Origin of the sequence: Flagellimonas amoyensis (genome assembly GCF_003058265.1) — a bacterium.
Classification (GTDB): domain Bacteria; phylum Bacteroidota; class Bacteroidia; order Flavobacteriales; family Flavobacteriaceae; genus Flagellimonas; species Flagellimonas amoyensis.
Map to the genome: position 1 here is coordinate 1 of NZ_QBUK01000004.1, position 14,550 is coordinate 14,550.

The following is a 14,550-nucleotide window of genomic DNA, read 5'->3' on the forward strand; positions in this document are numbered from 1 at the left end:
TGAGTCGATCTCGTGCACTTGATTTGCACTGCTCACTTTCATCCGCCGCAGGTGGTATACATTGACCGCCCTATCCACACTGCTCAACAGATTCGATACCACAACGGAAAGCTGGAAAGGGTTCAACTACCTCTCCTTCATCGTGCTGGCACTGAAAAAGTTCAAAATCAAAAAAGTGTAAATGAATTCGATGTATTAAATATTTGGAGCTCTGAATATTTCAATGATTTAATAGAGAAAATTAAATTTGGGAATACCTGATATATAAAATATTTGGAGGAATAATACATTTGAAAAGGCACTTTTAAAACTTGATAAAGAATCAAAAAAAATTAGTTCCAAAAAAAGATTGCACGTGTACACATTTTCAATGAAAAACAGTTGATCCAATCCATATTGAAACCAAACTTCTATTTTAGGTCAAAATCCATCATTTTTAATGTTAAAAAAGTTAAAATTTGTTAAAAGGTGAGCAATTCGGCGCCTCTTGTTATTGATCCTCTGGAAGACCCTGAAAAATGGGCCATTTTGGTAAAAGGTTCGAGTTCCGTCCAACAGAAATTGGATAGCCTCAGCCTCCTCTGTGGGTTCCACATCCTTGCGTTGCAGGTTCTCAATGATCTGGACTTCCAAGATTTCAGTGTCCCCATAGTCCCTTACCATAGCAGGGATAGTGGTCAATCCAGCCAATTTACTGGCATGAAACCGTCTTTCACCCATAACGATGATATAACCATCATCGGATTTTCGTACGGTGATCGGCTGTAATACCCCATGTTCAGCAATGCTCTGTGCCAAATGATTCAGACTTTGCTCATCAAAGGTTTTTCGAGGTTGAGTCGGATCCGGTGAAACAAAATCGATTTCCAACATCTGGATTTGTGGAACAGAATTCTGTTCCTTCTTCAGTGTGGTTCGTTTTGCTTTTGAAGATTGCTTCGCATTCCCTTTTCGTGTCACTCTTTGTTTTGTTTGTGTTTCCATGATTTTTGGATTTTGGTTAAACAATATTTGAGCGCTGACCAAGCGGAAGACAAAATATTGGAGTGGCAAGGGACGGAATAAATAGTGACATCGGCAACGGTTTTATGCCGTCCCTTGTCCGAGAAAATAGTGCGAGCTTAACTTTCGGAAATATTGATTAAAAAAGTAACAACCAATGGTTACTTGAAATAATCGGAATTGAACTGGGATTAATTAAGCGGTGAAATGTAAACAAGAAACAAGCATCTCATATCCCAATATTAATAACCTAGAACCAAACTTAATTTTCACTGACCTTCTTATTGGTACTACCATCCATAGTGTTAATGAGATTTTGCATATCCTCCCCTATCTTGTGTTCCAATACTCTTGCATAGATTTGAGTGGTGGAAAGCTTTGTATGTCCCAACATCTTTGAAACAGTTTCAATTGGAACTCCATTGGACAGGGTTACTGTTGTGGCAAAGGTGTGTCTTGCCGTGTGGAATGTGACCCTTTTACGGATTCCACAGGCTTTACTAATCTCTTTCAGATAAAAATTGACTTTCTGGTTGCTGAAAACGGGTAAAAGAACATTTTTGATTTTCCTTTCGGAAGACCCTTCATATTTCTTGATAATTTCCTTTGCCTGGGGAAGTAATGGTATTTTCAGCCTTTCATCGGTCTTCATCCTTGTGGTGAACAGCCAATCATTTCCATCTATTCCCTTCATAACATGGTCAGGACTTAGCGCTTTCACGTCAATATAGGACAGGCCCGTATAACAACAAAACAGGAATACATCCTTTGTCCGTTCAACGCCTTGCTTGGCAAAACTGGTTTCTTCAATGAGTCCAAGTTCCCTTTTCGTCAAATGTTCCCTTTGGGCTTTGACAAAATGCAGTTTATAGTTCTCAAAGGGATCCTTTGATAACCATTCCATCCTTACCGCCAATCTTGACATTTTCTTAAGCCGCTCCATATGTTTCATCGCCCCATTATTGGTACACTTGGTACGAGTAGATGGCCTGTATTTTCTTAGGTATTGTTCAAAGTCGGATATAAATCGAAAGTTCAGTTTTTTGAGTTTAATATCCTCGATACCATATTCCTCTTTTAAAAATAGGCCTATGCACCTTTCGGTAATAAAGTAGTTCTTTCTGGTTCCCGGGCGTAAAGATGTGTGCATGGTTCCGTTGTGGTAGGCAATCAATTGCTTCAATGTCTTTCCCCCTTCGTCTTCACCAAAGAACCTTGCCTTGATACCTAAAGGAGTGATTACCTTTTCCTCGGCCATCATCAATCTATGGGCCTCATGCAGGCCTGTATAAATTTGGTCAAGGTACTTGTTCAAAGAGACCACATAATTGGAAAATCCCTTGCCCCTTTCACGGTTATTGTCCCCATAAATTAGCTTTAATTTCCCGATTTATGCTAAAATCTGTACGCTCACAGTCGATGGTGATCCTACAATAAATAATAAGGTTATCGGATTGGACGCGGTGTTTCCTCGTGAAGAAATTAATTGTTAAGCGATTGTTTTTCTGCATGTTGTCATGTTTTTAACTGTTAATACTGTGAAAGTCAAAACACAAGCAAACTGCTTCAGAAGTCATCTAAAATTACAACATAAAGTGTAATAATCTGCTCCCGTTAAGAACACGCTTTATATGATTTTAGATGGTTTTAATTGATTTTAGATGATATGCCAAAAACACAAAACACTGAAAATCATAAGATTAACAGTGTTTTGATGTTACTTAAATAAGTTAAGTCGGGGTTGACGGAATCATAACTTCCTATGGCTATATTGACCTTGTTCCTCTCTTTTGTTCTTTCTGATTTATGACTATAATATAATCAGAATCAAACTTAAGTTGGCTATAATTCATTGTGGCAGGATTTCCTTGAACGGAAATCCTTAACTTCAAGCCAAGGTTTGATTTCGTTGTGGAATTTCACGCAGTGAACATTCCGCCCGAAATCATAGCCGAGAACGTTATAAGCAATTAATTTGACTCTAGTTTAGCAAAACCAACTGTCTTACGATAAATATCAGGTGATACTCCTACCTTCTTTTTAAAAAAACGACTGAAATAGAATTCATCGTCATAACCTAAAAAAGTAGCAACTTGTTTCACTGGTTTAGAAGTTAGATAAAGTTCTCGTTTCGCCTCAATAATGATCCTATTTGAAATTAAGGATGAAGTCGTTTGATTGAGATATTTCTTGACGATACCGGCTAAAGTTTTAGGACTTACACATAGTTCATCTGCATATTCTTGGGGAGAATGGAATTTGCAATAATTACTCTCAATTGCATCGACTAAATTTTGTAAAATTTCTGTTTTTGAATCCGAAAATCTGGAAGTTAATTGTTGATCAAATTGTTTCTTATGTCTGACCGCTTCTATTAAAAACACTTTTAAAAATGCCACAAGAACTTCATGCTGAGCGATTGAGTCTTTGTCCATCTCTTTCGAAATTTGATCAATCAAATTAAGAAATAGGCTTTGCTCGTTTACAGTAAAATAGGGTAAACCATGGAAATTATTAAAAAGGAATCCCTCGGTCTCTATTTCGTTTTGATGTCTATATGTACAAAAAAAATCGGGATGAAAATTCAATAAATAACCCTGACACTTTTCTTCAGAACGTATCATGAAAGGTTGATACGGAGCCAAACAAATCATTTGATTTCCTTGCAATTCAAAACTTTGAAAATCAACGCTTAGTTCATAGCTAATTCCACATAACAAAACGATAGAATAATAATTTCTTCTTTGTAAATGATCAAACTGGCTTAGGTCGTTGAACTCTTCTAATCTAAACGCAAGTTCCCCGTTTTGTTTGTCTATAATTATTTGGGCCATACTAAATTTATTTTTTAGCTCATTCAAATTTAAAAAGAAAGGAGTGCCCAAAGCACTCCTTTCTTAAATCAAATATTTATTTTGAAGCTAGAATGTTAATTTTTTGAATTGCTGAAGCATCAAAGCCTTCCAAAATTACAGGCGCATTCTCCATCAACGCTGCTGCTACTTTCCCTGTCAAATGAGCATCTCTGCCAGCGTCATCTGCAAACGTATCGAAAATGGCATAGGTTTCTTCATTGATTTTAAAAGCATACCATGATAAAGTTGCAGGCTCAGAACTTACCAATGACTTGCCCGCTTGTAAGAAATCCTCCACTGCAGATGTCTTTCCTTCTTTGGCTTTCATAATCACCAACAATCCGTTATTCTGATTACCCACTTTATGATTACTTGCTTGAACATCAACGGTCTTAATGTCTCTGCTAGAATCAAAACCTTCTAAAAGATCTCCAGCATTGGCCAATAAGGCTTTTGCCACTTCTCCTTTTAAGTGTGCCTGTCTGCCTTCTTCAGCTTCAAATGTGTCATAAATTCCGAAAGTTTGTTCATCTATTTGAAATGCAAACCAAGATTCAGTTTTTGGTTCTGCATTTACCAATGATAAACCACCTAGAAGAAACTCTTTCACTTCTTGCTCCTTACCTTCTTTCGCTTTCATGATTACTAATAATCCGATTTTTTCATTTTTTGTGTTGTCCATAATATTACTTTTTTTAGAATGAGAAAATGTTTGAATTGTTATCCCTAGAATTAGAACTAGGCTACTTAATTTGATTACACTTTTAAATTTCATTTTGACTTATTTTTGTTACACTGCAAATGTGGAACTAAATAAGGGGCCTTGGAATGGAGATAAGAGACTTAAGCATGGACAATTTTCCAGTGACAATGAAGAATGTAAAAAAGCTCATAACACTGTATATGAAATCATAGCTCCCATTCGGGCGCTACGCTTCATATACTTAACGTTGTGAGTAATTTAAATGAACATCGAAAATTCAATAATATTAGAAATTTTTAAAGGCATTTCTTTTTCAAAAAAAGAAATGAATCTTGTTGAAAGTAAACTTAAAAAACTCAAGTTAAAAAAAGGGTCTACAATATTAAAAGCAGATGATAAAGTGAACAGTCAATATTATGTTTACAATGGATGTTTAAGAACTTACTTTATTGACAAATCTGGTAAAGAACATACTTTGCAATTCGCCATTAATGATTGGTGGATAAGCGATTATACGGCTTTCTTCACTGCATCCAAAGCGATTATGTATATTGAAACTATTCAAGAAGCAACTTTATATGAAATTTCCAAAAAAAGTATGGAAGATTTATTTGTAGAGATTCCACAATTAGAAACTTTTTTCAGAAAAAAAATGGAAAGAGCTTTTGCTAGCTTTCAAAAAAGAATATTAGCAAGTTTAGCCCAATCAGCTAAAGAAAGATACGTTTCTTTTATTAGCACTTACCCAAATATTGAACAGGCTGTAAAAAATTACCATATAGCTTCTTATCTAGGAATTACTACCGAAAGCTTAAGTAGAATTAGAAAAGAAATATCTCACAATTGATTTTATTACCATACATCAATTTTCAGTACTTAATTTGACAGTAATTTTGTCTCTAATCAAAAGAATAACAACAATTATAATCGCTTTAGCTTTATTTTCCTCTTGTGGTAAAAACACAAAAGAAAATAATTCTAATGAAAAAAAATTAAGTACTAACATAAAAAAAGCAAAACAATGAAAAAAGTATTATTTGTATTAACTAATCACGAAGATTTAGGAGATACTGGAATGAAAACTGGTTTTTGGATTGAAGAATTTGCAGCACCTTATTACTTATTAAAAGATAAAGGAATTGAAATTACTTTGGCATCTCCAAAAGGAGGACAACCTCCAATTGACCCAAAAAGTAATGAACCAGATTTCCAAACTCCAGCAACCATAAGATTTAATGATGATAAAGAAACTCAAGAGATCTTATCTAAAACAATAAAATTGGAAACTGTAAATCAAGCAGATTATGACGCAGTATTTTATCCTGGTGGACACGGTGTTGTATGGGATTTAGCTGAAGATGAAAACTCAATTGCCTTAATAGAAGATTTTTATAACAACAATAAACCTGTTGCTGCTGTTTGTCACGCTCCTGCAATTTTTAAAAACACAAAAAATACGGATGGGACATCTTTGGTTAATGGAAAAAAAGTAACTGGATTTACAAACGGTGAAGAAGAAGCTGTTCAACTAACTTCTGTTGTTCCATTTTTAGTAGAAGAAATGTTAAAGAGTAATGGTGGAATTTATTCTAAAAAAGCAGACTGGAGTCCTTATGCGGTCGAAGACGGTTTATTAATAACTGGACAAAATCCTGCATCTTCAGAACCAGTTGCCGAACTATTACTAGAAAAGTTAAAGTAAAAACTACTCACAACAACGTGTATAAGTAATAGCGACTTGGTTTTTTAACCAAGTCGCTATTCTTTTTTATTTTGTAAATTACTTTCCGAAAGTGATCGCAAAAATTTCGCTACTACTCATACACAAATACGATGATGCACAATTATTCATAATATTTTTATTGTTTATTAAAGGTATTCATCGGTCGCTTCGCTCGGTCACCTAAAGGTGAACCCAAATCGCTACATTGTCGCTCCGCTCCAATTCCCGCACTTTGGGATTTGTGCATCATCGCAGGGCTATATATTTTTATTCTTTCGAAACATACTCAGATATATCCTTGGTTAAGATAAACTTGAAATTGGCAAACGTGTAAAACAGCATACCTATTGTAATTCCAACAAGCGTATATTCCATTTTTGGCAAAAAGGTAGATGCTATGGTTATAAAAATACATACCAGTGTATTAATTGTCATCCTTTTACGGAAAGGAGGAATAAAAACAATATAAACGGTTTGTTTTCCGATGTAAAAAAAGCTCATTCCCGTAATCGCCAGAATTCTAAACTCATTCATATTTAGATCATTTAAAATAGCATGTCGAATCACATTAGCCAAGATTACAAAACCCATAGCTAAAAACAAGTGGGAATACAACATAGGAAACCCGTTGGTCATAGATTTAATCCGCTCATTGACATGGAAACTATCATAATATATCCACCAAATAAGGCCAATCATAATAAAACCCGTAACTGCTGCCACAATACTTAAAATGTCCCAATTGACATTTCTTAAAGTACCTGTAAGACTTATAATAGATTCTCCCAGAAGTATTATTGAAAGTAATCCTATTCGTTCTACCATATGTTCGCGATGGACTGGTTTTGGTTTCTCCAAATTCCGTGTACTTACAAGATAAATACCGAGCATTTCAATTAGAATTCCTGAAACCAAAATAATTTCCCTTAAGGGGGTTTCCATGAAAATGGAAATAGCTGAAATTCCCGTGCCTAAAAGAATTACATAACCACTTTTCCTAGAATAACTTACAGAGTGCCGGTCTTGATTAGATGCTCTAAAAAAATAGAAACACCAATATTAACTTTATAACCGCATAAAAACATACAAATACAGGATAATTCTGAAAGAGATCATCTCCAAAAAATGCAGACATGACTATCATCAAGAACATAATTGTAAGACTAAAGATTCTTTCAGTCCTATTATCATGATTGAATCGATTGGAAAATAAGGTATGTACAGTCCAGATCCACCAGATTATAATAAATTGTAAAGGGAATAGCCAAATCTGTTCAGGATTTAAATGGTTATTATGAGTATGCGCCAGATTATGAGTCACTACTCCAATGCTGGATACAAAAACAAGGTCGAAGAATAGTTCGAGCCAGGTAGCATGTCGGTGTTTTAGAAAATATTCCAAATATTAAATTTTCAGGATTTACTTTTAATGAAATTGTAAACGACTTTTCCTTCAGCAACCAATTGACCTTCCTGGAAAGCCTGCATACTTGTTACCATTAGTCTATTGCCCAAATGTACTAGATTATCTACAACTAATCAAAATGCTTTTGCACCTTGTAAATAATCAATTCTAAGATCAATAGTTGCTAATTTATCTTCTTTAGAAATAAAATTGGCAATTCCAACCATTCCACCTACTGAATCCATTATTAGATCAATAACGCCACCGTGCCACCTGCTTCTTCGAATGTCTCCTACCAATTCTTCCCTGTAAGGTAATAAAACCCGTACTGGCTGAATTGAAAAACCAAAGTTGTACAAATGAAAGCGCTAATATATTATGGAAAAATGTTTAGCAGATTCTAAAGAAATGGCAGTAAAATATCCTGATTTGACTAAAGAGTATTGTAAATGTTCAACTGCAAAGATTCAAGCGGAATTCACTCAAGCGGAATATATTGAGATTATTAAAATTGGAATTGAAGAACTAAAGCAAAAGTTATTACCAGTATTTCCAAGCTGCTTGTCGGATTACCAAAATAATGTGAAAAAGCATAATTAAAACATTAATACTAATAAGCCTGCGCACAACAACGGTTCATCGCCAATAAGCGGCTCCGTTAGTAAGAAAATAATTAACTTGACCAACAAACCAATACTAAGCCGACAAATCCGCGTCTCTTACTCCGCCAACTGGCGATAACCGAGACCATTCAGGTCAATTCACCTGCGGTGAACTTTAATCGCTCCGTGCTACGCACTCCCGCCCTCAAAGTAAATCGAGGTAAGGCTATAGAATTATGGAAATCCCAAAACCGAATGAATCAAAAACAGACGTATTAAATTGAAACATCCCTAAAAATATTTGGCAAACCATTGAATGCCATCCAAACCTTTTTGGATATTCTTGACAGTGACCTTACTGGGTTTAAAGGAAGTTACCTTGGGGTCGGTTCCATAAATCTCTTCAATGGTATATGCAATGAAATTCAGTCCAGCTTCCATTTCCAGTTGGTAATCATAAGTCGCCTCCACCACATCACCGGAAAACTGATATGTGGTCGTACATTGCATGTTCAAAGTCGTGGCCTGGTCCAAATAGATGAGTTCGTAGAAAGTACCCTTTTCAGGGTTATTGTAGGCCTCGTCTTCCAACCAGGGGATCAAAGCCTCGGTCGTAACCGGAAACAATACACCGGCATATCGTCCTTTATACCACAGTGAAATGGGTTTGATCCGTGCGGCCATGATTTCCGGATAAGTCGCTTCCTCCTGCCCCAAGCAATTGAAAGCAAGGGCATACTTAAGTTCGTTTGCAATCATTTGTTGTTCCCCGTTTTCAGGTAGGAAACTATCCTTGGATGGAAATCTAAATTCCAGTGTTCCATCGGCCTTTAATTGTCCAATGGTAATGGATCTGTCCAGGCCCAAGGGCCAGATGGCAATGTCCATCCCTTTCATCCCTTCTAAGGGGTTGACAAGTTTTCCCGTTAAGGTCTGGGCACCGCCCAATGTGCAGAGCAGTAAGGTGAGTAGTGTAAATAACTTTTTCATCTATCAGTGTTTTGATTTTTTCGTTTCCATGACCATCTTCTGAATGACAAAAACTTGCTCATGGCTGTTGCTCGACGATTTTTTCAGGATACCTTCAAGGTCAGGGTCGTATGGATCGGTTGCGCATCCCTTTGTGCGGGTTTCATTTCCAAACGAATTTCATAGGTTCCGGGCATCAGCTTCCCTTTGTTGCCATTGGCCGCTTTTTGAAGGAGCGGGATAAAATCAAAGGCTTCCACAGGAACATACATATCCCCCGGCAACCAAGGCCAATCAGAACGTTGGCTGCTTCCAATGGTTTTTCCATTGTGGGCAAGGGTCGTTTTCATCTGGAACAGCACAATGTCCTTGTCCCCTGAGCTGTTCTTGAACCGGAACAATATCTTGTGCTTACCATCCCTGAAGTTTTTGAAAAGGGATACCGGTTCCTGTGATTTCAATTCGGTGACCTTGTTCCAGCCTTCCACGTTCAATTTTCCCGAAAGGGATTGGCCGATAACCGTGGAAACAGCAAGGCAAAACATAAGGCACAATATATAACGAAAAGATTTCATATGAATTTATATTGATATTTTTCAGGTTTTTGTGTCTCCTTCCGACACAACAGGCCATATTGGCCGTAATTGGTCTAAAACATCTGCCGAACCAAAAATAAAGAGTTGATAACTTTATTTTCAATTGGGCAGATGCTTCTGTTCCATTTTACTCCACTGTGGTCACGGTGAAGGTATAGGGCGTTATCCAAGTGTCCGGCAAAGGTTCATCAAGGTTGAGGTCGGCTGTTTTGCCATCGTTCATAAACGTACGTGCCCGCACATAGTAGGTACCCGCATCAAGCGTGGAATTGGTGGTCTTAAAGTACAGTGCCCCATCTTCCTTGTCTCCCGGCATACCTGAAATGGGCGTCAACGTGGTCACAATCTCCCCCCCACTTTCTCTATATACATTGAGGTCGATGAAATCATCGGAAGGGCTTTGCAGCAATTGTACCTGCAATCTGGCCGGTTGAAATAGGACCACTTTGTAATAGTCATCCTGTTCTTCCTGGATACCGTAGCCCTCATTGTTCTTGTTCGCATAGGCCTCAATGACCTCATCCTTTGGGATGAACTTGGCCTCATCAAAATTGTCATTGGGTTCATAGCAGTCCATGATGCCCACATATTCCCATGTTATTTTATACGGTTCTGGATAAACATCCGATGGTGGTGATGCATTGTAAAAAGGTCTTGCCATAACGTCATAGGCAATGCCCGGATGCGCCGAAAAGGCCACTTTTCTGGTAAGGGGGGTATCGGTTCCGGCTGATGTACCGTTGATGACGGGAACCTCTTCGCCAGAAACCGAAATTTCTATCCACGGTTGGGAAGGTATGGGCCCTGTTGATTCCAAGGTAACGATATAATACCCCCCTGCCGGATCCGTCGATGCCGGGAGCAATCCGGGAAACTCATCCTCTTCACCAGCTTCCACCCATAGATCATCCTTTGCCATGGAAAAAGCATCCGGCTCATAAGGTTCACATTCGTGCAGCTCGGCAATGGGAGCAATAAATGTCCTGACCCATTTTTGGACATTGCCCGCACCGGGGCTATTGATACTGATCCTCAAGGTGTCGTCCGAGCCCATTTCCATGAACCCGCTGTAATAATTCTGGTCAGAGCCCAGTTCACCGTGTTCGTAATTGGTTTCCCCGGTGGCCTCAATGTCTTTCCATTTGATGTTGTTTACCTGTAGGCTGGTGTTTGCCGGGTCGGTCAGCACACCCTGGTCGTTGGTGACCGTGACTTCCATACCGTTGGCATCGGGGTTATTGCCCCCTACCCTGTACCATTTTCCCTGCAGCGCATCGAGGTTATATTGCGGTTGCGGGTCATCATTCTCCCCGTCGGAGGAACAACTGCCCACTATCAAGGCCAAGGTGAACAAATACATGATTTTTGTTGAGGTTTTCATAGATATACTAATTAGTGATGTTTCCGTTGTGATAAAAATTGGCATCCACATGGTGGTAATACTGGGATGCTTTAAATGTTAAATGGATCAGTCCAAAAGGCCCAATAGTTCCTTGACCTCGTCATAGCCCATTTGCTGCCATGCCTTTGCATCCAAGACGTCCTTTTCCCCAGCTTTGGCGGCATTTATCTGAATACCGGCCGGAATGAGCACATAGCGCAACTTATAGTTGCCTGTCAGGTCTCTTATATCTTCTGGTAGTGCCGTAGTGCCGGACGGCCTTCGGACACTAAGATAGAAGTAGTTAAAACCCGGATTATCGCGTAAATACCAACGGGCATGCCAGTTAGAGGTAATGTCTGTGTAAGGTAACTGGTTTGTCCAAGCACCATTGATGGACAAGTAGACCAATAATACGCCACCGGAGGCCGTCATGCTTGTCAAGTCACTATAGCCTACGGCATTCAATATGGGTGCGGGAATGGAGTATGCCGCTTCACGAAGATAAGACACAGCTGTATTGGTCCAGGGCTTCAAGTTTGTCCAAGTACTTGCCACCACATTGGCCGTGCCCTTGAGGTTGATGGGGGTGCCCCACCCAGAAGCCGACTTGGGACCAAAAAGATCTCCGGATTCTTGGTTGAGGAAGTAATCCCCTTCGGCCCCTTCCCCAGTTGAGGGATCGACCGTACCACTGAGAAACTGGCTCCCCGGCGCCCCGGCATCGCCCTGATCGCCTTTTTCCCCTTTCAATTGGAGCGGTGTGCCCCAACCGGAATCGGTTTTGGGCCCGTAGAGTTCACTGCCCGTCCCATCCAGGTACATATCGCCGTCATTACCCAAGGTTTCCGCGGGAGCACCATTGCCAAATAGGATAAGTGCCCCATCCTTTCCGGGAATGCCCTGGGGGCCCATGGGACCTGTTTCCCCGGTTTCACCTTGGGGACCCGTGACGGTTTCCTCGCTGCATGACGCAAGGAGCAATACCGCCATATATAAAAATAGAGTGTAAAATCGTGTGGTTTTCATGTTGAGGTTTTTTGAAATGTCTAATGAAAACAAACTTAGCCGTTAACACTTCCCCCAAAAACCCTGATTTAGAATTTGGCCTGTCCAACTTAGAATTCGGGAATGGTGTCATTAGGTACCAAATTCTAGTTCACAAGGGCCAAACCCTAATTTGTGGTGCAGGGGATGGAATCATTTTATATATTGGGGGAATCATTGGAGGCCTTGGCAATCGGGTCTTTCGTGCCGATGCGATTTCAAACATGGAAAAATGAAAAAAATAGCCCTCTTCATTATTTTTCTCCTAGCGGGGCTGTGTTCCCTTTCCGCACAGATCAGGGCCGATTCCCTTCCTTCCCGAGTGGACCTTGTGGGCCATCCGGAAGTACAGGCTTTGCGGAGCAGCCGGGAGGAATCCCTTGAGAAAATCTTGAAAACCGACGGTTGGAAAGCGTATGATTCCTCTTTTGCCACCACCCCGGAAACGGCGATCTGGATCAAGTTCCCGCTTGAAAACACCACACTGGACACGCTTACCACCTACCTCTTTCAAAGCGGTTTCCACATGGATTTGTACCTACAAAATAATGGGGGATTCGAGCATTTTAAAAATGGTTACCTAGTGCCCTTGGGTGAACGTTCCGAGCCCAAATGGTATTTTTTTACAGCATTGGAACTATTGCCCTTGCAGCGGTCCCTATGCTATATCCGTATCGCCAATGACTACAAAACAGGCCGTACCAACATGCCGATCTTGTATTCCAGGACTGACTATTTGGATTTTATGGACGAGGCCAGGACAAAGGAAGCCCCTTCCATTGCCTTTATCTATACCTATATCATTTCGCTCTGCTGTATCCTTTTATTTGCCCTGGTCTTTTGGTTTCACTTGCGCAGTCGGGTCTATTTCTATTATCTCGGCTACCTTTTCTTTCAACTATTATATGCCTTTGCAGCATTACAGCCCACACTGGCAACGGTAGGAAACATTGCACGGCACGCTCCGGTTTCTTCGCAAATCTTATTTGAACCGGCGCAATTTACTTTCATCGGGTTTTACATCTTCTTTATTTTGCATCTGTTGGAAGTCAAAAACTTTAGTAAGCCGCTATCAAAGGCTTTGATAGGCTTGGGCATTTTTTGCTTTGCATACGCCTTTTTTCGTCTCATTTATAATTATCATACCTGGGATACGGATAATGCCGAAGAGTTGATTTTCTACATAGTACGGGCTATTGTAATACCGTTCAATCTTGTATTGTTCGTATGGATCATGGTAAAGGTAAAGCATCCACTCATGAAATACTTTGTGTTGGGACAAAGCCTGTTTTTTATAGGGGCATTTGTTTCGGCATTTATATCGTTTACCGAATTACATTTCGTTCCTGGCAGTATTTTCAATTTTCCTTATGCACAAAATATCATTTTCCAAGCAGGGCTTTTGGGCGAAGTGTTCTGCTTCTCCATAGCGCTTGGGGAAAAGGTGTTCCTCATCCAAAAGGAAAAGGACAGGGCCAGCCAAAAATTGATCGAGCAATTGCAACAGAACCAGATCATGGAGGAAAAGATGCGCAAGGAACTGGACGAGCAGGTACAGCAAAAAACCGAAGAGTTGATCAAGCTCTATTCGGAAATGGAAAAGCAAAAGGAAAAACAGATCAAGAGATCCTTTGCCGAACGCCTCCGTGACATGAAAATGTTGGCCCTCCGCTCCCAGATGAACCCCCATTTCATTTTCAACAGTCTAAATGCCCTTAAAAACCTCGTGATGTTGTCACGGGAGGAGGATGCCATCCAATACCTGGACAATTTTTCGGTGCTACTCCGTACCATATTGCAGAACAGCAGCAAAAATACCATTACCGTGGAAGAGGAACTGGAGATGCTGGAACTCTACCTCTCTTTGGAGAAAAGTCGTTTGGGCGAGGATTTCTCCTATACCATCCAATGTGACTCGCGCGAGGCACTCTCGCAATATACCATACCACCATTATTGTTGCAGCCATTCGTGGAAAATGCTATATGGCACGGGCTGCACCCCAGTAGCAAACCCGAAAAAAAACTTTCGGTCACTTTCGACACCTCACAGCAACTTCAGATCACCATCGAGGACAATGGCGTTGGGCGAAAGGAAAGTGGCAAAGCCAAGAAGACACATCCATCCGCTGGGACACGCATCACCCAGGAACGATTGTCGCTCTACAACCATATCAGCGAGGCCAAAATGCGCCTGGACATTTTGGATCTTGAAAACGACGAGGGCATGCCGGAGGGCACCCGCATAACCATAACCTATAACGGATAAC

General features: G+C 39.9%; 13 protein-coding genes and 1 pseudogene. 4 read left to right on the top strand and 10 right to left on the bottom strand.

Annotated elements, in window-relative coordinates:
• Nucleotides 1-420: 420 nt before the first annotated feature.
• The 4 genes from DB398_RS06520 to DB398_RS18525 form a co-directional block, all read right to left on the bottom strand.
• A complete protein-coding gene (locus tag DB398_RS06520) occupies nucleotides 421-984 on the bottom strand; it encodes a ParB/RepB/Spo0J family partition protein (protein WP_108423836.1) in 564 nt (187 codons plus the stop codon).
• Nucleotides 985-1,264: 280 nt separating this feature from the next.
• Complete coding sequence (locus tag DB398_RS06525) at nucleotides 1,265-2,317, bottom strand: site-specific integrase (RefSeq protein ID WP_234416117.1); 1,053 nt, start codon at nucleotides 2,315-2,317, stop codon at nucleotides 1,265-1,267.
• A 655-nt stretch (nucleotides 2,318-2,972) separates the two neighbouring features.
• Complete coding sequence (locus DB398_RS06530) at nucleotides 2,973-3,836, bottom strand: helix-turn-helix domain-containing protein (protein ID WP_159076332.1); 864 nt, start codon at nucleotides 3,834-3,836, stop codon at nucleotides 2,973-2,975.
• 76 nt (nucleotides 3,837-3,912) lie between these two features.
• Complete coding sequence (locus tag DB398_RS18525; RefSeq protein ID WP_108423600.1) at nucleotides 3,913-4,632, bottom strand: putative quinol monooxygenase; 720 nt, start codon at nucleotides 4,630-4,632, stop codon at nucleotides 3,913-3,915.
• Nucleotides 4,633-4,822: 190 nt separating this feature from the next.
• On the opposite strand from DB398_RS18525, the gene DB398_RS06545 reads away from it, so the two are divergent.
• Nucleotides 4,823-5,407, top strand: a complete 585-nt coding sequence (locus DB398_RS06545) for a Crp/Fnr family transcriptional regulator (protein WP_108423602.1) — start codon at nucleotides 4,823-4,825, stop codon at nucleotides 5,405-5,407.
• 174 nt (nucleotides 5,408-5,581) lie between these two features.
• Nucleotides 5,582-6,262: a type 1 glutamine amidotransferase domain-containing protein gene (locus DB398_RS06550; protein WP_108423603.1), complete on the top strand. Its 681-nt coding sequence runs from the start codon at nucleotides 5,582-5,584 to the stop codon at nucleotides 6,260-6,262.
• 288 nt (nucleotides 6,263-6,550) lie between these two features.
• Here the strand turns inward: DB398_RS06550 and DB398_RS06555 are convergent.
• Both DB398_RS06555 and DB398_RS18730 read right to left on the bottom strand, forming a co-directional pair.
• A pseudogene (locus DB398_RS06555) lies at nucleotides 6,551-7,312 on the bottom strand (low temperature requirement protein A); the annotation flags it as partial.
• Between the two features lie 7 nt (nucleotides 7,313-7,319).
• The gene (locus tag DB398_RS18730; protein ID WP_108423605.1) at nucleotides 7,320-7,685 is read right to left on the bottom strand and encodes a low temperature requirement protein A; all 366 of its coding nucleotides are present in this window, start codon (nucleotides 7,683-7,685) and stop codon (nucleotides 7,320-7,322) included.
• A 381-nt stretch (nucleotides 7,686-8,066) separates the two neighbouring features.
• Between DB398_RS18730 and DB398_RS06570 the strand changes: the two genes are divergently transcribed.
• Nucleotides 8,067-8,288, top strand: a complete 222-nt coding sequence (locus DB398_RS06570) for a hypothetical protein (protein ID WP_108423607.1) — start codon at nucleotides 8,067-8,069, stop codon at nucleotides 8,286-8,288.
• Nucleotides 8,289-8,581: 293 nt separating this feature from the next.
• On the opposite strand, the gene DB398_RS06575 is transcribed toward DB398_RS06570, so the two are convergent.
• From DB398_RS06575 to DB398_RS06590, 4 genes are all read right to left on the bottom strand, one after another.
• Nucleotides 8,582-9,280 (bottom strand): hypothetical protein, encoded by a 699-nt coding sequence (locus DB398_RS06575; protein WP_108423608.1) that lies wholly within the window; start codon nucleotides 9,278-9,280, stop codon nucleotides 8,582-8,584.
• An 83-nt stretch (nucleotides 9,281-9,363) separates the two neighbouring features.
• On the bottom strand, nucleotides 9,364-9,834 hold the full coding sequence (locus tag DB398_RS06580) for a hypothetical protein (RefSeq protein ID WP_234416119.1): 471 nt from the start codon (nucleotides 9,832-9,834) through the stop codon (nucleotides 9,364-9,366).
• A 148-nt stretch (nucleotides 9,835-9,982) separates the two neighbouring features.
• Nucleotides 9,983-11,236 (bottom strand): hypothetical protein, encoded by a 1,254-nt coding sequence (locus DB398_RS06585; protein WP_108423610.1) that lies wholly within the window; start codon nucleotides 11,234-11,236, stop codon nucleotides 9,983-9,985.
• Between the two features lie 87 nt (nucleotides 11,237-11,323).
• Entirely contained in the window at nucleotides 11,324-12,265 is a 942-nt protein-coding gene (locus tag DB398_RS06590; RefSeq protein WP_159076333.1) for a collagen-like domain-containing protein, read from the bottom strand.
• A 250-nt stretch (nucleotides 12,266-12,515) separates the two neighbouring features.
• On the opposite strand from DB398_RS06590, the gene DB398_RS06600 reads away from it, so the two are divergent.
• On the top strand, nucleotides 12,516-14,549 hold the full coding sequence (locus DB398_RS06600; RefSeq protein ID WP_108423613.1) for a histidine kinase: 2,034 nt from the start codon (nucleotides 12,516-12,518) through the stop codon (nucleotides 14,547-14,549).
• The last annotated feature ends 1 nt before the right edge of the window (nucleotide 14,550 follow it).

Coding starts and splice junctions, on each gene's coding strand:
- DB398_RS18525 (WP_108423600.1), bottom strand. CDS start 4,632: ATGAAATTTAAAAGTGTAATCAAATTAAGTAGCCTAGTTCTAATTCTA.
- DB398_RS06545 (WP_108423602.1), top strand. CDS start 4,823: ATGAACATCGAAAATTCAATAATATTAGAAATTTTTAAAGGCATTTCT.
- DB398_RS06580 (WP_234416119.1), bottom strand. CDS start 9,834: ATGAAATCTTTTCGTTATATATTGTGCCTTATGTTTTGCCTTGCTGTT.
- DB398_RS06590 (WP_159076333.1), bottom strand. CDS start 12,265: ATGAAAACCACACGATTTTACACTCTATTTTTATATATGGCGGTATTG.
- DB398_RS06550 (WP_108423603.1), top strand. CDS start 5,582: ATGAAAAAAGTATTATTTGTATTAACTAATCACGAAGATTTAGGAGAT.
- DB398_RS06585 (WP_108423610.1), bottom strand. CDS start 11,236: ATGAAAACCTCAACAAAAATCATGTATTTGTTCACCTTGGCCTTGATA.
- DB398_RS06520 (WP_108423836.1), bottom strand. CDS start 984: ATGGAAACACAAACAAAACAAAGAGTGACACGAAAAGGGAATGCGAAG.
- DB398_RS06575 (WP_108423608.1), bottom strand. CDS start 9,280: ATGAAAAAGTTATTTACACTACTCACCTTACTGCTCTGCACATTGGGC.
- DB398_RS06530 (WP_159076332.1), bottom strand. CDS start 3,836: ATGGCCCAAATAATTATAGACAAACAAAACGGGGAACTTGCGTTTAGA.
- DB398_RS06600 (WP_108423613.1), top strand. CDS start 12,516: ATGAAAAAAATAGCCCTCTTCATTATTTTTCTCCTAGCGGGGCTGTGT.
- DB398_RS06570 (WP_108423607.1), top strand. CDS start 8,067: ATGGAAAAATGTTTAGCAGATTCTAAAGAAATGGCAGTAAAATATCCT.